Source organism: Mesobacterium pallidum, assembly GCF_019966535.1.
GTDB classification, from domain to species: Bacteria; Pseudomonadota; Alphaproteobacteria; order Rhodobacterales; family Rhodobacteraceae; genus Mesobacterium; species Mesobacterium pallidum.
This window is the reverse complement of the sequence record NZ_JAIMID010000004.1, coordinates 82,012-100,049: the sequence shown is the minus strand read 5'-3', so window position 1 is coordinate 100,049 and position 18,038 is coordinate 82,012. Positions and strand designations below refer to the sequence as shown.

General features: G+C 67.0%; 17 protein-coding genes and 1 pseudogene. 12 read left to right on the top strand and 6 right to left on the bottom strand.

Annotation, left to right across the window (positions count from 1 at the left end; genetic code table 11):
• Nucleotides 1-18 precede the first annotated feature (18 nt).
• The 4 genes and pseudogenes from MF270_RS07620 to gluQRS form a co-directional block, all read left to right on the top strand.
• Nucleotides 19-813: pseudogene (locus MF270_RS07620) on the top strand (enoyl-CoA hydratase); the annotation flags it as partial.
• 269 nt (nucleotides 814-1,082) lie between these two features.
• Nucleotides 1,083-2,435: a methylenetetrahydrofolate--tRNA-(uracil(54)-C(5))-methyltransferase (FADH(2)-oxidizing) TrmFO gene (gene trmFO / locus MF270_RS07615; RefSeq protein WP_238365278.1), complete on the top strand. Its 1,353-nt coding sequence runs from the start codon at nucleotides 1,083-1,085 to the stop codon at nucleotides 2,433-2,435.
• A complete protein-coding gene (locus tag MF270_RS07610; protein WP_238365277.1) occupies nucleotides 2,432-2,647 on the top strand; it encodes a hypothetical protein in 216 nt (71 codons plus the stop codon). The genes trmFO and MF270_RS07610 overlap by 4 nt, the downstream gene beginning before the upstream one ends.
• A complete protein-coding gene (gene gluQRS / locus MF270_RS07605) occupies nucleotides 2,647-3,480 on the top strand; it encodes a tRNA glutamyl-Q(34) synthetase GluQRS (RefSeq protein WP_238365276.1) in 834 nt (277 codons plus the stop codon). Before MF270_RS07610 ends, gluQRS begins: the two co-directional genes overlap by 1 nt.
• Nucleotides 3,481-3,659: 179 nt before the next feature.
• Here the strand turns inward: gluQRS and MF270_RS07600 are convergent, their stop codons facing one another.
• The gene (locus MF270_RS07600) at nucleotides 3,660-4,460 is read right to left on the bottom strand and encodes a hypothetical protein (RefSeq protein WP_238365275.1); all 801 of its coding nucleotides are present in this window, start codon (nucleotides 4,458-4,460) and stop codon (nucleotides 3,660-3,662) included.
• Nucleotides 4,461-4,587: 127 nt separating this feature from the next.
• On the opposite strand from MF270_RS07600, the gene MF270_RS07595 reads away from it, so the two are divergent.
• Nucleotides 4,588-4,950: an SUF system Fe-S cluster assembly protein gene (locus tag MF270_RS07595; RefSeq protein ID WP_238365274.1), complete on the top strand. Its 363-nt coding sequence runs from the start codon at nucleotides 4,588-4,590 to the stop codon at nucleotides 4,948-4,950.
• 35 nt (nucleotides 4,951-4,985) lie between these two features.
• Here MF270_RS07595 and MF270_RS07590 read toward each other — a convergent pair whose 3' ends face one another.
• Nucleotides 4,986-5,789, bottom strand: coding sequence for a DUF2189 domain-containing protein (locus MF270_RS07590; protein ID WP_238365273.1), 804 nt, complete (start codon nucleotides 5,787-5,789; stop codon nucleotides 4,986-4,988).
• Nucleotides 5,790-5,978: 189 nt separating this feature from the next.
• Here MF270_RS07590 and MF270_RS07585 point away from each other — a divergent pair, with 189 nt between their 5' ends.
• The gene (locus tag MF270_RS07585) at nucleotides 5,979-6,875 is read left to right on the top strand and encodes a Hint domain-containing protein (RefSeq protein ID WP_238365272.1); all 897 of its coding nucleotides are present in this window, start codon (nucleotides 5,979-5,981) and stop codon (nucleotides 6,873-6,875) included.
• Between the two features lie 70 nt (nucleotides 6,876-6,945).
• Here MF270_RS07585 and prfB read toward each other — a convergent pair whose 3' ends face one another.
• The 3 genes from prfB to MF270_RS07570 form a co-directional block, all read right to left on the bottom strand.
• Nucleotides 6,946-8,067 carry a peptide chain release factor 2 gene (prfB, locus tag MF270_RS07580; RefSeq protein ID WP_238365271.1) on the bottom strand — a complete coding sequence of 374 codons (1,122 nt, stop codon included), beginning with the start codon at nucleotides 8,065-8,067 and terminating at the stop codon, nucleotides 6,946-6,948.
• 188 nt (nucleotides 8,068-8,255) lie between these two features.
• On the bottom strand, nucleotides 8,256-10,781 hold the full coding sequence (locus MF270_RS07575) for a penicillin-binding protein 1A (protein ID WP_238365270.1): 2,526 nt from the start codon (nucleotides 10,779-10,781) through the stop codon (nucleotides 8,256-8,258).
• Nucleotides 10,782-11,069: 288 nt separating this feature from the next.
• Entirely contained in the window at nucleotides 11,070-11,963 is an 894-nt protein-coding gene (locus MF270_RS07570; RefSeq protein WP_238365269.1) for a DMT family transporter, read from the bottom strand.
• Nucleotides 11,964-12,111: 148 nt separating this feature from the next.
• Here MF270_RS07570 and MF270_RS07565 point away from each other — a divergent pair, with 148 nt between their 5' ends.
• The 6 genes from MF270_RS07565 to MF270_RS07540 all read left to right on the top strand — a co-directional run bounded on the left by MF270_RS07565 (nucleotide 12,112) and on the right by MF270_RS07540 (nucleotide 17,612).
• Nucleotides 12,112-13,044, top strand: a complete 933-nt coding sequence (locus tag MF270_RS07565) for a CorA family divalent cation transporter (protein ID WP_238365268.1) — start codon at nucleotides 12,112-12,114, stop codon at nucleotides 13,042-13,044.
• A 154-nt stretch (nucleotides 13,045-13,198) separates the two neighbouring features.
• On the top strand, nucleotides 13,199-14,089 hold the full coding sequence (locus tag MF270_RS07560; RefSeq protein ID WP_238365519.1) for a cation diffusion facilitator family transporter: 891 nt from the start codon (nucleotides 13,199-13,201) through the stop codon (nucleotides 14,087-14,089).
• A 60-nt stretch (nucleotides 14,090-14,149) separates the two neighbouring features.
• Nucleotides 14,150-15,037: a DMT family transporter gene (locus MF270_RS07555; protein WP_238365267.1), complete on the top strand. Its 888-nt coding sequence runs from the start codon at nucleotides 14,150-14,152 to the stop codon at nucleotides 15,035-15,037.
• 125 nt (nucleotides 15,038-15,162) lie between these two features.
• Nucleotides 15,163-16,440, top strand: coding sequence for a phosphopyruvate hydratase (eno, locus tag MF270_RS07550; protein WP_238365266.1), 1,278 nt, complete (start codon nucleotides 15,163-15,165; stop codon nucleotides 16,438-16,440).
• Between the two features lie 137 nt (nucleotides 16,441-16,577).
• Nucleotides 16,578-16,874 carry an antibiotic biosynthesis monooxygenase family protein gene (locus MF270_RS07545; RefSeq protein WP_238365265.1) on the top strand — a complete coding sequence of 99 codons (297 nt, stop codon included), beginning with the start codon at nucleotides 16,578-16,580 and terminating at the stop codon, nucleotides 16,872-16,874.
• A gap of 51 nt (nucleotides 16,875-16,925) precedes the next feature.
• Nucleotides 16,926-17,612 carry a haloacid dehalogenase type II gene (locus MF270_RS07540; protein ID WP_238365264.1) on the top strand — a complete coding sequence of 229 codons (687 nt, stop codon included), beginning with the start codon at nucleotides 16,926-16,928 and terminating at the stop codon, nucleotides 17,610-17,612.
• Nucleotides 17,613-17,667: 55 nt separating this feature from the next.
• On the opposite strand, the gene MF270_RS07535 is transcribed toward MF270_RS07540, so the two are convergent.
• The gene (locus MF270_RS07535) at nucleotides 17,668-17,940 is read right to left on the bottom strand and encodes a glucose-6-phosphate isomerase (RefSeq protein ID WP_238365263.1); all 273 of its coding nucleotides are present in this window, start codon (nucleotides 17,938-17,940) and stop codon (nucleotides 17,668-17,670) included.
• Between the last annotated feature and the right edge of the window lie 98 nt (nucleotides 17,941-18,038).

Below are 18,038 nucleotides of genomic sequence, written 5' to 3'. Positions count from 1 at the left end.
TGCCCGGAATCGGAGGCGGAGGACAAGATGAGCATACTGGAACGTTGCGACACGAACGGCGTGGCGCATCTGCAGATGAACGCGCCCGAGCGGCTGAACGCGCTGTCGGACGCGATGCTGGCCGCATTGCAGGCGGAACTCGATACAATCAGGACCGATGCTGCGATCCGCGCGGTGGTGCTGTCGGGCGCGGGCAAGGCCTTCTGCGCGGGGCACGACCTCAAGGAAATGCAGGCCGGACGCCAGTCCGAGGACGCGGGGGCGGCGTACTTCGCCGACCTCTTCACGCGCTGCGCCACGATGATGCAGACCATCCGCGCCCTGCCCCAGCCGGTCATCGCCGAGGTGCACGGCATCGCCACCGCCGCCGGTTGCCAGCTGGTCGCGTCCTGCGACATGGCCGTGGCAGCGGAAGGCACCCGGTTCGGCGTCAACGGCGTGAACATCGGCCTCTTCTGCTCGACCCCCATGGTCGCGCTGACCCGCAACATTCCACGCAAGCAGGCGTTCGAGATGCTGACCACCGGCGCCTTCATCGACGCCGCCCGGGCCGTGGAACTGGGCCTCGTCAACCGCGTCGTCCCCGCCGAAAGCCTGACGGCGGAAACCACCGCCCTCGCCGAAACCGTCGCCGCCAAGCTCGCCACCGCCGTGCGCATCGGCAAGTCCAGCTTCTACGACCAGCTCGAGATGCCGCTGGGCGAAGCCTATGCCTTCACCGGCGCCGCAATGGTCCAGAACATGCTCGACCGCGACACCAACGAAGGCATCCAGGCCTTCCTCGAAAAGCGCAAACCGGACTGGCCGCGCTGATCCCCTTCATCTTTCCATTAAACTCCGGGGAGCGCGAGGGGCTGGCCCCTCGCTCCGCAGCTGGCCATTGACGCCTCGGCTGGCGCCAAAGGCGCCATAAGCGGGAGTATTTCAAGAATAATGAAAGCAGGGCCCCCGATCCCCTTTCACCTTTCCAGTAAACTCCGGGGGAGTCGCCCATGGCGACGTCAAGCGTCGCCAAAGGCGACGGCGGGCAGCGCCCCCTCTTCCCCCGTGACAAACACGCAACGAAACCCTACATGCGCCCCATGACGCAAGAACTCCACATCGTGGGCGCCGGCATGGCCGGGTCCGAAGCCGCCTGGCAAGCCGCCGAGGCCGGCGTACCCGTGGTCCTGCACGAGATGCGGCCGCAGGTCGAAACCTTCGCCCATACCTCCGGCAATTTCGCCGAGATGGTCTGTTCGAACTCGTTCCGGTCGGACGACCATGAACAGAACGCCGTGGGCCTGCTGCATTGGGAGATGAAACAGGCCGGTGGACTCGTGATCGAGCACGCCTATCGCCACCGCCTGCCCGCCGGCGGCGCGCTGGCCGTGGACCGCGATGCCTTCTCGGCCGCGATCACGGCCAGGCTGCAAGCCCATCCGCTGATCCGCACCAGCCTCGAGGAAGTGACCGAGCTGCCCGACCAGGGCCAGTGGATCTTTGCCACCGGCCCGCTGACCTCGCCTGCGCTTGGCGCCGCGATCCAGGCCGAAACGGGCGCCGAACGGCTCGCCTTCTTCGACGCCATCGCGCCCATCGTCTATACCGACAGCATCGACATGGACGTGGTCTGGCGCCAGTCGCGCTATGACAAGGGCGAGACCGAGGAGGAGCAGAAGGCCTATCTCAACTGCCCGATGACCAAGCCGCAATACGAGGCTTTCATCGACGCGCTGCTCGCCGCCGACAAGACCGAGTTCCACGACGGGGAAACTGCCGGCTATTTCGACGGCTGCCTGCCAATCGAGGTCATGGCCGAACGCGGCCGCGAGACCCTGCGCCATGGGCCGATGAAGCCGGTGGGCCTGACCAATGCGCACAAGCCCGACGAAAAGCCCTACGCCGTGGTCCAACTGCGCCGCGACAATGCGCTGGGGACGCTCTACAACATCGTCGGCTTCCAGACCAAGATGAAGTACGGCGCGCAAGCCGAGGTTTTCAAAACCATTCCCGGCCTCGAAAACGCCAGCTTCGCGCGCCTTGGCGGTATCCACCGCAACACCTTCCTCAACTCGCCCACGCTGCTGGATGCCCAGATGCGGCTGCGGTCCAAACCGAACATCCGCTTTGCCGGCCAGGTCACAGGCGTCGAAGGCTATGTCGAATCCACTGCCATGGGCCTGCTCGCCGGCCGCATGGCGGCGGCCGAGATCCTCGGCCGCACCCTGCCCACCGTCCCGCAGGACACCGCCATGGGCGCGCTGATCCACCACATCACCGGCGGGGCCGAGGCCAAGACGTTCCAGCCGATGAACGTCAACTTCGGCCTCTTCCGCCCGCTCGAGGACGTGCGCGGCGGACGTCGTGGCCGCAAGGACCGCTACAAGGGCTATACCGACCGGGCCAAGGCGGCCTGGACCGACTGGCTTGCCGCGCAGGAGGTGTCGGCATGAACTATGTCCTCGCCATCCTGCTGCCGCCGCTGTCGATCCTGCTGACGGGGCGGCCGATCCTGTCGGTCATCGTGTTCCTGATCTGGGTTCCGGCAATCATCTTCTCGGGCGGGCTGACGCATCCGATGTTCATCATCCTCGCTTGGATCCTGATCTTCCAGTCGCGCGAGGACAGCCGAGCCCGCCGCTACGGACGCTACCGCGACGAGTGATGCGCACCCGTTTCGCGCCCTCGCCCACCGGCCCGTTGCACCTGGGCCATGCCTTTTCGGCGCTGACCGCCCATGACATGGCCCGCGCGGCCGGCGGCTCCTTCCTGCTGCGGATCGAGGATATCGACCAGTCCCGCGCGCGGCCCGAGTGGGAGGCGCAGATCGTCGAGGACCTGCACTGGCTCGGCCTCAGCTGGGATGCGCGCCCGCTGCGCCAATCGGACAACATGGCCGCCTATGACGCGGCGCTGGATGCGCTCTGGGCGCGCGGGCTGCTCTACCGCTGCGACTGCAACCGGCGCGACATCGCCGCGGCGGCCTCGGCCCCGCAGGAAGGCGCGCCGCTGATCGGCCCCGATGGCCTCGTCTACCCCGGCACCTGCCGCGAGAAACACCGCCGCAGCGGCCCGCGCCCCCATGGTGCGGCCCTGCGCCTCGACATGCCGCGGGCCTGCGACGACCTGACCGAGGTCCGATACACGGAGAAGGACACCCCCGTCGCGCTCCCCATCCACCAGTTGATCGACGGGATCGGCGATGTCGTCCTCGCCCGGCGCGAGATGGGCACCTCCTACCACCTCTCGGTCGTGGTCGACGACGCGGCCCAGGCCATCACCCACGTGGTGCGCGGCGAGGACCTGGCCGACGCCACCCCCATCCACCGCCTGCTGCAGATCCTGCTGGGCCTGCCCGAACCGTTCTACCACCACCACCGCCTCATCCGCGACGATCATGGCAAGCGCCTGGCGAAACGCGACGACGCCCGCGCCATCGCCCGCTACCGGGCCGATGGCGCCTCCCCTGCAGACATCCGCGCCCTGGTCGGCCTCTGATCCGCCCTTCATTGTGCCAATAAACTCCGGGGAGCGCGAGGGGCTGGCCCCTCGCTCCGACACCACCGAAGACGCAACGCCCGTGTATCGGCCTGGCATCCCTGCCTCGCCCCGCCGTTCATTATTCCACAAATACTCCGGGGGAGTCGCCGCAGGCGACGGGGGCTGGCCCCCCTCCGTCAGTTGAGCATGCGCCAGGGTTTGGGCATCAGCACCCAGCGCCCATGCACCTTGACCAGCCCGTCGAAGGACAGCCCAAGCTCCTGCCCCGGCTCGACAAAGCGGAAGCGCGCGATCGGCACGTCCTCCTTGAAAAAGCCGAGCACGTCCCGGTAGCCGCCGGGGAACTCAACGAGCTCGCTGGCCCCGTCGCGCAGCGCATGGGTGGTCGAGACGGTCATCGTCACCTCGGTCTGGCCCGGCTTGGGTCCGATCGCGATGCCCGGCTGGAAGGTGGCGGCATAGGCCATGACCAACCGCTCGGCCAGCGGCGCCTCGTAGACCGCGCGCACGTCGTCCGGCGTGGGTTTCAGCTGCGCGGTCAGCGCCACGAGGTCGGCCTGCGGGTCCAGGAACGCCTCGAGCAGCGCGCGCGCCTCCTGCTCGGGCGTCATCGGCTCGGGCGCGGGGGCCGGCGCGGCGGTGGCCGTCATCATCACCGGCATCGGGCTGTCCGAGAGGTTCGCCACCACCTCCATCAGCGAAGCGCCGGGGCTGGCCCGGCACGAATCGGCGATCTCTCCGGCGAAGCTGGCCGTCGAAAGCAGCGTCACCAGCTGCGGTGGCTGCCCCGAGGCGGCGAGATATCCCAGCGCCCAGGCCGCCATCGACAGCTGTTCGCCCGGGTACATGGCGGCGATCTGCGGCGCGCAGGGCTGCTCGGGGTCGAACCCGTGCCCCTGCGCCTGCGCCATCCCGGCGCCCAGCCAGATCGCGGCCAGGGCCGCCCAGCACCCTCCTGGTGCCCATCTTGTCAGCATTGCGTGTCCTCCGCGATCTGACGTCTGCGGGCCGCCTTCTGACGGCCCCTTCAAATCGCCGCGGGCCCACTGGACCCTGCCGCCGCGATTTCCTATATAATCACTCAGGAAAGCCAAGAGAGACGAGATGACCGGACCCACGCCCCCGCTGGAAGGCACACCGCTGATCGCCCCATCGACCACCGACCACCCGCTGTACGATGCGGTGGTCGAGGCATGCCGGACGGTCTACGACCCGGAAATCCCGGTCAACATCTATGACCTGGGCTTGATCTATACCATCGACATCAGTTCCGAAAATTCGGTTAAGATTGTCATGACTCTGACCGCGCCCGGTTGCCCGGTGGCCGGGGACATGCCCGGATGGATCGTCGACGCGATCGAACCGGTGGCCGGCGTCAAAGACGTCGACGTCGAACTGACCTGGGACCCGCAATGGGGCATGGACATGATGAGCGACGAGGCGCGGCTGGAACTGGGCTTCATGTGAGCCCTTCGGCCCGGTGAACGGCGTTCAGCCGGGCCTCATTCCTCGGCCGACGCGTCCACGGCGCCCCTGTACAGGTGCCAGGTGGCGTGCCCGAACAGCGGCAGAACGACGAATAGCCCCAGGAATCCCGGGATCAGCGCCAGCAGCGTCGACAGCGCGATCACGGCCGCCCACAGCATCATGACGGCAAAGTTTTCCTGCACCGCCTGGAAACTGGTGATCATCGCGGTGATGAAATCCACCTCGCGGTCCAGCAGCAGCGGCAATGCGATCACGGTGATCATGTAGAGCAGCAGCGCGAAGGCCGCCCCGACCACCGTGCCCACCGCCAGCATCGTCAGCCCGTCAGCGCTAAGGTAGACGTCGTAGCTGGACGATACGTTGGTCATGGTCGACAGCCCCAGGAACAGGGCAAAGATCATGTGGCCCAAGAAGAACCAGAACAGCAGCACCACGATGATGATCGCGCAGATCGAGGGCAATTGCCGTTTCGACTGGCTGAGGATCACGCCGAAGATCTCGCGCTTGTCCAGCGGCAATCCCTGGTCGATGCGGTGCGAGACCTCGTAAAGCCCCACGGCCGAAAACGGCCCGATCAGCGGAAAGCCGAAGACCGCCAGCACCATCCAGTAGCTTTGCCCGGTCCATTGCGTGACCGCCCAGATGCCCCAGCCGGCGGCCACGTAGACCGCGGCCGTCACCAGCCCGAAGAACGGGAAATGCCGGAAATCGCGCCAGCCGCGGATCAGCGCATCGCGCAGCAATCCCGGCCGGATGCGCCCGATCTCGGGCACGCCCGGTTCCTTATCCAGCAACCTGTTGTCGGCTGTTGACTCCATGGCCACTCCCCTCCGGCACTCCACGCAGGCTTACTTGACCCGGGGACGCAGACAAAATCAAGGCAGGCCCTTCAATCACAAGCTGCCGGACATGCAGCATTACGCCCTTGGGTTTATTGTCGAAATCCGGGCAGAACCGTAACATTCCACACAGGATCATGACACAGGACAAGACAAAGGAAGAGAGCCATGGTGACCTACGCAACCAGAAATTGGGTGAATTACGATCCGGACACGGGGAACCTGATCGGCGGCCCCTACGGAAACAACGCTGGTGCGTATTCGATCTATGATGACGGCAACGACGGCATCTGGACCGATGGCGAAGAGATTTCCCTGCAAGGCACGACCGCAATCTACGAATATCAAGGCACCGTCGAGGTCAACGGAACGCTTTATCCGCTGGTGCTGAACACTGGCGAGACCGGCACCCTTCTCATCATGTTCGACAATTACGACGATGCCCTTTGGGCGGTGAACAATATCCCCTCGGTTTCGGGCAATGGCGCAGATTTCACCGCGTGTTTCGGCGCGGGAACGCAAATCGCCACGCCAGACGGCCAGCGCGCTGTAGAGACGCTTGCGATCGGCGACCCTGTCCTGACGGTAGACGGTCGCGAAATACCGGTCAAATGGGTGGGACGTCAGACCGTGATCCCTGCCTTTCATCTCCCCTCCCGGCTCAAGCCGGTCCTGATCAAGGCCGGGGCGTTGGGGGACGGCTTGCCGACCGTCGACCTGACGCTGACCGCGGACCATGCCCTGCTGATCGACGGGATCCTTGTCCACGCGGGTGCGCTGGTCAACGGAACGACGATCCGCGAACGGCCCTGGGCAGAGACCGAGGTTCGCTTTACCGTCTACCATGTCGAGACCGAGGCGCATGACATCATCCTGGCCAACGGGTGCCCGGCCGAGACCTTCATCGACAATGTCGGGCGCCGGGCCTTTGACAACCACGCCGAGTACATTGCGCTTTACGGCAGCGAAGAGAGCATTCCCGAGTTGGACCTGCCGCGCGCAATGTCGCAACAGCAAGTGCCCGCCGCCCTGCGCGCCAAGCTCGCGGCCCGCGACGCGGCCTGATCCGCGCTTCTGAAACAACAAAGGCCGGGGCAAACCCCGGCCTTTGTCATGTTTGCTTTTCAGTCCGCCCTCAACCGCCCGAGGCATCCGCGCGGCTTTTCCCCGCCACCTGCTGGGCCAGCGTGGCGGCCATGAACGGGTCGAGATCGCCGTCCAGAACCCCTTGCGTGTCGCTGGTTTCATGCTGGGTGCGCAGGTCCTTGACCATCTGGTAGGGCTGCAACACGTAAGACCGGATCTGGTTGCCCCAGCCCGCGCTGCCCTTGGCCTCGTGCGCCTCGTTGATGGCCGCGTTCCGCTTGTCGAGCTCGAGCTGGTAGAGCCGCGATTTCAGCGCCTTCATGGCGATGTCGCGGTTCTGGTGCTGCGATTTCTCGGAGCTCGTCACCACGATGCCGGTCGGCATGTGGGTGATCCGCACGGCCGAGTCCGTCGTGTTCACGTGCTGCCCGCCCGCACCCGAGCTGCGCATCGTGTCGATGCGGATGTCGCTTGGGTTCACCTCGATCTCGATATTGTCGTCCACCACCGGGTAGACCCAGACCGAGGCAAACGAGGTCTCTCGCGTGCCCTTGCCGAAGGGGCTGATCCGCACCAGCCGGTGCACGCCGCTTTCGGATTTCAGCCAGCCATAGGCGTTGGGGCCGGAAATCTTGTAGGCCACCGACTTGATGCCGGCCTCGGCGCCGGGTTCTTCCGACTGCAGCTCGACCTCGAAGCCACGCTTTTCCGCCCAGCGGACATACATCCGCTGGAGCATCTGCGCCCAGTCGCAGGCCTCGGTCCCGCCGGCACCGGCGTTGATCTCGAGGAAGGTGTCGTTGCCGTCGGCCTCACCGTCCAGCAGCGCCTCGAGCTCCTTCTCGGCAGCCTTGGTGTGCAGCGCCTTGATCGTGGCCTCGGCATCGGCGATGACTTCGGCATCCTCCTCCATCTCGCCCAGCTCGATCAGCTCGATGCTGTCCTCGAGGTCCTGCTTGATGGATTTGTGGGTCTCGTAGGCATCGACCAGCTGCTGGCGCTCGCGCATCAGCTTCTGCGCCTTGGCCGGGTCGTTCCAGAGGTTCGGATCCTCGACCAGGGCGTTGAATTCCTCGAGCCGATGCTCGACCGTTTCCCAGCCCATGCGCTGGCGCAGCAGCTCGAGCGATTTCCGGACCTCGCCGACGATGTTCTGAATTTCCGCGCGCATTTTGGTCTCCGGGATGTAAGTCCGGCGGTGATACTAGAGCCCCGCCGGACAGGCAAGGTCAGGCGCGGGCGGTCAGGGGATCCAGGACCGCGCACCGGATCCGGGCGCGGCGGTGATCGCCCGGCCGCGCCCATGCGCGCACCGCTTTCGTCCTGCCCCGAACCGGGCGCAGGCAGTCGCAGCCTTGGCTAGTAAAGCCCGCCCGAGGACATGGAGCCGAAGCTCGCCTTCGGCCCGACCACGGCCTTCTTGCCAGACGAAGTGGTGATCTGGCGGGCCGCCCCGCCGGCCTCCTCGAAGAGCTCGAAATTGCCGCTCATGGCCCAGCCGCCGTCCATGGTGATGCCAAAGATCGGCTCTTCGCCGTCGCGGAAATACTCGGCCACGACGTTGGGGCCCGAGGCGTTGTCCGAAAGACGCGCGCCGGTGAAGCGGTCGATCTTGATGAAATGGCCGCCCGGGGGCACGCGGAACTTGCCGCCGCCGTACTTGGCCACCGCCTCGGACATGAAGGCCTGGAAGACCGGGCCGCACATCGACCCGCCAAATGCGCCGCGGCCCAGGGGCTGCGGGCGGTCGTAACCGATGTAGCAGCCAGCCACGATGTTCGAGGTGAAGCCGGTGAACCACACGTCCTTGGCGTCGTTGGTGGTGCCGGTCTTGCCCGCGACAGGCACCGGCAGGGTGACCACGCCCTTGGCGGTGCCGCGCTCGACCACGCCCTGCATCATCGAGGTGACCTGGTAGGCGGTGATCGGATCGATCACGCTTTGCCGGTTGGTCTGGATGCGCGGCCCAAGGCCCGCCGGCAGCGCCGGGTTGGCGCAATCCACGCAGTCGCGCTGGTCGTGGCGGTAGATCGTCTTGCCGTAGCGATCCTGGATGCGGTCGACCAGTGTCGGCTCCACCCGCTCGCCCCCGTTGGCGAACATGGCATAGGCCGAGACGACCTTGTACAGCGTCGTCTCCTGGCTGCCGAGCGCATTGGCCAGCACGGGGCTGAGGTCATCGTAGAGACCGAAACGTTCGGCATAGGCGGCCACGGTGGGCATGCCGATTTCCTGCGCCAGGCGGATGGTCATCAGGTTCCGCGACTGTTCGATCCCCGTGCGCAGCGGCGTGGGGCCATAGAACTTGTTGCTGGCGTTCTTGGGGCGCCACACGCCCTGCGGGGTGTCGATCTCGATCGGCGCGTCGACGATGATCGTGGCCGGGCTGTAGCCGGAGTCAAGCGCGGCCGCATAGACCAGCGGCTTGAAGTTCGAGCCGGGCTGGCGCATCGCCTGGGTGGCGCGGTTGAAGACCGAATCCTGGTAGCTGAACCCGCCCTGCATGGCGATCACGCGGCCGGTGTTGACGTCCATCGCCATGAAGCCGCCCTGCACCGCCGGTACCTGCCGCAGCGTCCAGCGGATGAAACCGCCGGTGCCGTTCTCGCCCTCGGTCATGCGGCGCACGTGGACCACGTCGCCGATCTTGAAATTGTCAAAGAAATCGCCCTGGATCCAGGAAATGTCCTTGCGCGGCACGACAAAGGGCTCGGCCGCTGTTTCCTGCACGCCCTCGATCCCGAGACGCAGCTGGTTCTCCTCGACCGCCAGCACGACGGCCGGGTGCCAAGGCCCGCCCAGCGTCACGTCACGGGCTACGCGCACATCGGCCAGCGCCGCGCGCCAGCTCTCCTCGGACCCAAGCAGGTCCGCGTCGATCTCCTGCCCGGTCCCGCGCCAGCGGCCAAGGCCACGGTCGTATTGTTCAAGCTGATCCTGCAGCGCATGGGCGGCGATGACCTGCATTGCGGGGTCGATGGTCGCGCGCACGGTCATGCCGCCGGAAAAGAACTCCTCCTCGCCGAAATCGGCGCTGAGCTGGCGGCGGATCTCGTCGGTGAAATAGTCGCGCGGCGGCAGCTGGTCCTTGAAGCTTTCGAAATCGCCGTTCTGGACCGAGCGCAGCGGCTGCTGCACCTCGCTCTCGTAGACCGCTTCGGTGATGTAGCCGTTCTCCATCATCTCCTTCAGGACGAAGTTGCGGCGGGCGGTCACGCGGTCCTTCCGGCGCACCGGGTGGAAATCGGACGGCGCTTTCGGCAGCGAGGCAAGAAAGGCCGCCTCGTGCGGGGCCAGCTCGGATAGCGACTTGTTCAGGTAGGTCTGCGCGGCGGCGGTGACCCCGTATGCGTTCTGGCCGAGGAAGATCTCGTTCAGGTAAAGCTCGAGGATCTTGTCCTTGTCGAGCGTCTCCTCCAGGCGGGTGGCCAGGATGATCTCCTTGATCTTGCGCTCGATCTGGCGGTCGCCGGACAGCAGGAAGTTCTTCATCACCTGCTGGGTGATGGTCGAGGCGCCACGCACGTCGCGTCCGCGCGACTTGACAGCGTCGATGATCGCCGCCGCGATGCCGCGCGTGTCATAGCCGGCATGGGTGTAGAAGTTCTTGTCCTCGGCGCTGATGAAGGCGGCCTTGACCAGGTCGGGGATATCCTCGGCCGGGGTGAACAGGCGCCGTTCCTGCGCGAATTCGTCGATCAGCTGCCCCTCGCCGGAATAGATCCGGGAGATCGTGGCCGGGCGATACTGGGCCAGAGATTCGTGGCTCGGCAGGTCGCGACCATACATGTAGAAGACCGCGCCGAGCGACAGCGCGATCACGAAGATGGTCATGGTGACGAGGTTGAAAAGCCCGCCAAGCAAGGAGAGGAAAAACCTGAGCACCGCCCGCCCTTTCTGAATTCAGGATATCCTTACACTTAGGGCCCGCCGGGGTCAAAACACGTCGCGGTGTGACGCGGCGATTTCCTGCCGCCGACGCCTGTGTCAACGGGCGGATGCGAGGGGCCAGCCCCTCGCGCTCCCCGGAGTATTTCGAGAATAATGAAAGGGGGGCCCGGTGAATGGCCGGATATCGCGGCGCCGCACGCCTGCAGGGGGCAGAACTGACCGCGCTGGACAAGGCCCCAGCCCCTGCTTTCATTATTCCCCAAATACTCCCGCCGGAGGCGTCTAGTGCCGATGCCGGGCGGGCCGGTTGATCAGGATGAGGCCGACGGCCACCAGGGCCAGCGCGCCGATCAGCCGGGGCCCGAGCGGTTCGTCCAGCACCAGCCAGCCCAGCAGCGCGGCAAAGACCGGCGACAGGAAGCTGAAGCTGGCCACACCCGAGGCCGGGTAGACCGAGAGCAGCCAGAACCACATGGCAAAGCCGAAAGCCACCACGATGACGGCACCGAACAGCAGGCCGCCGACATGGATCAGCTGCGGGTCCGTGGCCCAGGGGCCGAAGAGCGGCGCGGCGACCAGCAGCAGCGGGGCCGAGATCGCGACCTGCCAGAACAGCTGCTGCTCGGGTTTCAGCAGCCGTGCCTCGGAGACGCGGGCGGTCAGGGCGATGCCCATCCAGCACAGGGCCGAGACCAGGGCCAGCAGGTCTCCAAGCAGCGATGCCTCGCCCGGACGGCTCGGGTCGAACAGCGCCCAGACGACGCCGGCCATGGCGAGGACAAGTCCCGCGATGCGGGCGCGGGTCAGGTGTTCGCCCGGTATCAGCACATGGGCCGTCAGTGTCAGCCAGACCGGCATCGAGTAGAAGACGATCGAGGCTCGCGCCACCGTCGTCATGTCGAGCGCGAGGAACAGGGTCAGGAACTCGACCGCAAAGAAGACGCCCAGCAGGATCGCCGGGCGGATCGCAGGGCGCGGCAGGCGGAACGGGATGCCGCGGTAGCGCAGCCATGCGGTCAGCGCCAGGACCGCCAGGACCGAGCGCAGCGCGGCCTGGGACACGGGCGGAAAGCCCCCGTTGGTGATCTTGACCACCACCTGGTTGCCGCCCAGCAGCAGGGTGAAGCCGATGAGCAGGGCCGCCCCGGCGGCATCGATGCGATCTTTGCGTTCCATGGCGGTGACAGACCGCGCGGCGCGGAAAAGGTCAAGCGAAAGCCTCGGGCGCCGCGCGGAACCGTCAGCCGCCCCGGCGGTTCCTGTTTGACGCCGCCCGCGTCCCGCCGCAGCGTGGGTGCAACCGCCAGCAAGACCCGGAGCCGCCATGCCCGTTGCCGCCTATGACATCGACGCCGAGGGCAAGTCCCGCCCGATCGCCCCGGACGATCCGCAGACCGGAACGCGCTGGGTCCACTGGGACCGCAACGATCCCGAGCTCGCCCCCTGGGCACGGCAGCACATGCCCGAACAGGCGCTTCAGGCGCTGCTCGAGACCGAGACCCGGCCCAGGTTGCTGAGCTTCGACGGCGGCCTCGTGCTGATCCTGCGCGGGGTGAACCTGAACCCCGGCCAGATGGCGGACGACATGGTCTCGTTACGGATGTGGCTGCGCGGCGACCTGCTGGTCACCTGCCGCATCCGCAAGGTCTTTGCCATCGATGCGATCCGGGCCGAGGCGGACCAGGGCCAACTGCCCGCCACCGCCCCCGCGCTCATGGCGCGCATCGTCTACGAGCTGTCGCAGCGAATCGAGCGCGAGACCGAGGACCTCGAGGACCGGGTCGACGACATCGAGGAGCTGATGTTCGAGGACCCGTCCCATGCCGATCTCGAGGCCCTGCCCCGGCTGCGCCGCGCGGTGATCCGCCTGCGCCGCTTCGTGGTGCCGCAGGCGGCGGCGCTGGGGGCGGCGGCGGCCTATCCCGGGCTGACGGAGCCGGTGCGCCATTCGCTGCGCGACAGCGCGGACGAGGCGGCGCGGGCCGTGGAACTGCTGGACGCGGCGCGGGACCGGCTCGCCTCGGCCGCCGAGCACGTGGAGCTGAACCGCGCCTCGGAGCTGGGCCGCAACTCCTACGTGCTGTCGGTGGTGGCCGCGATCTTCCTGCCGCTGGGGTTCCTGACCGGTCTCTTCGGCGTCAACGTGGCCGGGATGCCCGGGACCGGAGAGCCGATGGCCTTCTGGATGCTGACCGCCGGGATGGTGGCGGTGGGCGTTGTGGTCGCACTCGTGCTGCGCTGGCTGCGGCTGTACTGAAGGCCCGAAAGCCATGGCGCACAAGCACTTGCGCCCGGGTCTTCACGCGGATTTCCGCGAATGCCCCGCGCTTTGTCGGACGGCGTGCCTTTCGCTTGGCGGCGGCATGGCCTATGTACGGGCGGACGTGACTGCCCCAACGCCCGGCCTGCCGATGACCCGCACCTTCCGCCTTGCCCTCGGCAGCCTCGTCGTTGCCCTTGCCGTTCTCGCGCTCAAGCTGGTGGCCTGGTGGCTGACCGGCTCGCTCGCGCTGCTGTCCGACGCGCTGGAAAGCCTGGTCAACGTGGCGACCGCCGTGGCCGTCATCGTCGCCCTGCGCATCGCCGCCATGCCGGCCGATGCCGAACATCCCTACGGCCACCACAAGGCCGAGTTCTTCTCGGCCGTGATCGAGGGCGTGCTGATCGTGATCGCCGCGCTCTTCATCCTGCGCGAGGCCTGGGCCGCCTGGACTGTCCCGCCCGAGGTCGTGTTGACCCCCGCCGGCCTGGGCATCAACGGCGCGGCCAGCCTGATCAACGCCGCATGGGCCTTTATCCTGATCCGCTTCGGCCGCGCCGACCGCTCGCCCGCGCTGGTGGCCGACGGCAAGCACCTGATGACCGACGTGGTGTCGTCGGTCGCGGTGCTGGCGGGCCTGATCATGGTGCTGCTGACCGGCTGGGCCTGGCTCGACCCGGCCATGGCCGTGCTGGTCGCGGTCAACATCCTCTGGTCCGGCTGGACGGTGATCCGGCAGTCCGTGTCCGGTCTGATGGACGAAAGCGTCAGCGAGGAAGAGCTCACCCGCGTGCGCGAGATCATCAGCCAGGCGGGCGAAGGCGCGAACGAGGCGCATGACCTGCGCACCCGCCACGCCGGCCGCGCGACCTTCATCGACTTTCACCTCGTGGTGCCGGGCGAGATGACGGTGCACGAAGCCCATGCGGTCTGCGACCGGATCGAGGCCGCCCTGCACGACGAGCTGCCCGAGGCCCAGATCACCATCCACGTCGAGCCCGAGCACAAGGCCAAGCATTCGGGGATTGTGGTTCTCGGCTGATCGCGCTACGCCGCAAAGCATGCGCGTGGCATGTATCCCGCGCCCCAGCCCGGAGCCCCCATGAACGTCATTCGCGCCATCCTGATGATGATCCTCGCCATGGCGCTGCTGGCCCTGTCGGACATGTGCATCAAGCTGGCGGCGGGGCTGATGCCGATGGGCCAAGTCATGTCCATGCTGGGCGTGCTGGGCACCGGGGCCTTTTCCATCCTCGCGATCAAGCGCGGCGAGAAGCTGTTCAGCCGAGATTTCTTGCACCCGATGGCGCTGACCCGCAACGTGATGGAGATCTTCGGCGCCTTCGGCATGATCATCGGCATCGCGCTCAATCCGCTGACCACCGTGGCCACCATCCTGCAATCGGCGCCGCTGCTGGTGACGCTGGGTGCGGCAGTCTTCCTGCGCGAAGCGGTGGGGCCGCGCCGCTGGGCCGCGGTCATCATCGGATTTCTCGGCATCCTGCTGGTGCTGCGCCCGGGCACCGATGCGTTCTCCCCCGCCGCGCTGTTCTGCGTGGTGGGCGCCGCGGCGCTGGCCATGCGCGACCTCGTCACCCGGCTGGCGCCGGCGCGGGTCTCGGCGCTGGTGCTGTCGACCTGGGGCTTTGCCTGCACCACCCCGCCGGCGCTGGTCTACTGGGCCATCCAGGGTCAGCCACCGGTTCTCACCGGCCCCGCCTGGGCCGCGATCCTCGGCGCGGTGCTGACCACCACCTCGGGCTATTACGCGCTGACCACGGCGATGCGCATGGCCCCGGTGTCCATCGTCGCGCCCTTCCGCTACACGCGGCTGATCTTTGTTCTCGCCATCGGCGTCACGATCTTCGGCGAACGCCCCGACGGGCTGACCCTGCTGGGCGCGGCGATCATCATCGCCTCGGGCCTTTACGCCTTCCTGCGCGAACGTCAGCTGGCGCGGGCCGAGACCACGACCGAAAGCCTCGCCTGACGCACCGCCGCGCGATGTTGGCGCAACCATTTGGCCCAAGGGCGATGTTATCGCTAACGCAACATTTCCCTCGGGGCGCGTCCTCTGCTATGGCGGGGCGAAACTGACAGCAAGGGGGGCCCCCCATGAGCACGATCATCGACATCATCGGCCGCGAGATCCTCGACAGCCGCGGCAATCCCACCGTCGAGGTGGACGTCATCCTCGAGGACGGCACGCTGGGCCGTGCCGCCGTGCCCTCGGGCGCCTCGACCGGCGCCCACGAGGCGGTGGAAAAGCGCGACGGCGACAAGGCGCGCTACATGGGCAAGGGCGTGCTGGAAGCCGTGGCAAGCGTCAACGGCGAGATCGCCGAAGCGCTGGCCGGCATGGACGTGACCGAACAGCAAAGCATCGACGCCGCCATGATCGAGCTGGACGGCACCGCGAACAAGGGCCGCCTTGGCGCCAACGCCATCCTCGGCGTATCGCTTGCAGCCGCCAAGGCCGCGGCCGATTTCACCATGCAGCCGCTCTACCGCTATGTCGGCGGCACCTCGGCCCGCATCCTGCCGGTGCCGATGATGAACATCATCAACGGCGGCGAACATGCCGACAACCCGATCGACATCCAGGAATTCATGATCATGCCGGTGGCGGCGGAGAACATCCGCGAGGCCGTGCGCATGGGGTCGGAAGTGTTCCACACGCTGAAAAAGGAACTCTCGGCCGCGGGCCTGTCGACCGGGATCGGCGACGAGGGCGGCTTTGCCCCCAACCTCAGCTCGACCACCGACGCGCTGGATTTCATCCTGAAGTCCATCGAAAAGGCCGGCTACAAGCCGGGCGAGGACATCTACCTCGCGCTCGACTGCGCCTCGACCGAGTATTTCAAGGGCGGCAAGTACGAGATGACCGGCGAAGGCAAATCGCTGACCTCGGCCGAGAATGCCGATTACCTCGCCGCGCTTTGCGACGCCTACCCGATCATCTCGATCGAGGACGGCATGGCCGAGGATGACTGGGACGGCTGGAAGCTGCTGACCGACAAGCTGGGCGACAAGGTGCAGCTGGTGGGCGACGATCTGTTTGTCACCAACCCCGCGCGCCTGGCCGACGGGATCGCCAAGGGCGTCGCGAACTCGATGCTGGTCAAGGTGAACCAGATCGGGTCGCTGTCGGAAACGCTGAAGGCCGTCGATATGGCCCACCGCGCGCGCTACACCAACGTGATGTCGCACCGATCGGGCGAGACCGAGGACAGCACCATCGCCGACCTCGCCGTCGCCACCAACTGCGGCCAGATCAAGACCGGGTCGCTGGCCCGTTCGGACCGGCTGGCCAAGTACAACCAGCTGATCCGCATCGAGGAAATGCTGGGCGACGTGGCCGAGTTCGCCGGCCGGTCGATCCTCAAGGCCTGATCGCGGGGGCCGCGCCGGCCCCGTCCCCCGACGCTCCGATAGCCCCGTCCGCAACCCCGCAGGCGGGGCTTTTTCGCGCCCCCCGCCCGCCTGGCGGAAAAATGTGGTAGGATGTCCGCAGGGGGGAGGACCACGTCATGATCATCCGCATCTTTCGCGTGATCACCGAACCCGGCCAGCGCGACCGGTTCGAGGATTTCTTTCGCAACACAGCCGTTCCCTTGATGAAGGGCACCGACGGGATCGAGGACATCACCTTCGGCCTGCCGCGCCCCGAGACACCGGACGAGTTCAGCATCGTCATGGTCTGGCGCGATCTCGACGCGCTGCGGGCCTTTGTCGGCGAGGATTGGCAGGTCGCCCATGTCCACCCGGACGAGGTCGGCATCGTCAAGGAACGGCACCTGCATCACTACGAGCTTCTGCCAAGCTGAACCGCGCGCCTTCGCCTTGCCACGGCCGCGAGACGCGGTCACTCTGGGCGCATGGTACAAGCCCTCATCTTCGACGTTTTCGGCACCTGCGTGGACTGGCGCAGCTCTGTCGCCCGCGCGGTGTCCGAGCAATTGCCCGCCGCAGATCCCACCCTGTTTGCCGAGGCCTGGCGTGGCGAATACGACCCCGCCATGGCCCGCATCCGCGACGGCGAGCGGGGCTATGTCCCGCTGGACGACTTGCACCTCGAGAATCTCGAGCGTGTCTGCGCCAACCTTGGCCTCACCTGCCCCGACCCCGCCCGGCTCAACAAGGCATGGGAGGCGCTCGCCCCCTGGCCCGACGTGGTGGACGGTCTGCACAAGATGCGCCCCCACGCGCTGCTCGCCCCCTGCTCGAACGGGTCCATCGCCATGATGGCGCGGCTGGCGCGGCACGCGGGCCTGCCTTGGGATTGCATCTTGGGCGCGGAAATCGCGCAGGACTACAAGCCTGCCCCCGCCGTCTACCGCGCCGCCTGTGCCGCCCTGCGGCTGGACCCGTCAGAGGTCATGATGGTCGCCGCCCACAACGGCGACCTGGCCGCCGCCCAGGCCGAGGGGCTGAAGACCGCCTTTGTCGTGCGCCCCACGGAATACGGCGCGATGCAGCAGACCGACCTCGACCCCGAGGGTGACTGGGACTACGTCGCCGGCGACTTCGTGGCGCTGGCGCAGATGATCTGGCCCGAGGGCTGACAGACAAAAACGGGCGCCCCGCGGGACGCCCGTTCCGGATTTATTGGTGCTGCGCTCAGCAGGCCGCGCGGTAATAGGTGCCGTCGCCGCGGGCATAGTAGCATTGGCCCGTGCTCTGGTTCTGCGCGACCACGGTGCCGGCGGCGGCGCCGGCCAGCGCGCTGATCGTGGTCCAGTCGCCGTCGAGGTCGAGGATCTGCGCGGCCACGAGGCCCGCCGCAGCGCCCCCGGCCACGCCGGCCACGGTGCGCGAATTGCTGTCCATCGTCTCGCAGGCCGACAGGGTCATCGCCGAAGCGGCCACCAGGCCGATCATCAGGGTTTTCATGGGGGTACTCCTTCCACTCTCGTTCCAATCCCGACGGGTCATACCCGCGGATCGAAAGGTTAACGCTCGCGCTGGCCCCATGTTCCATGGCTTTCCAG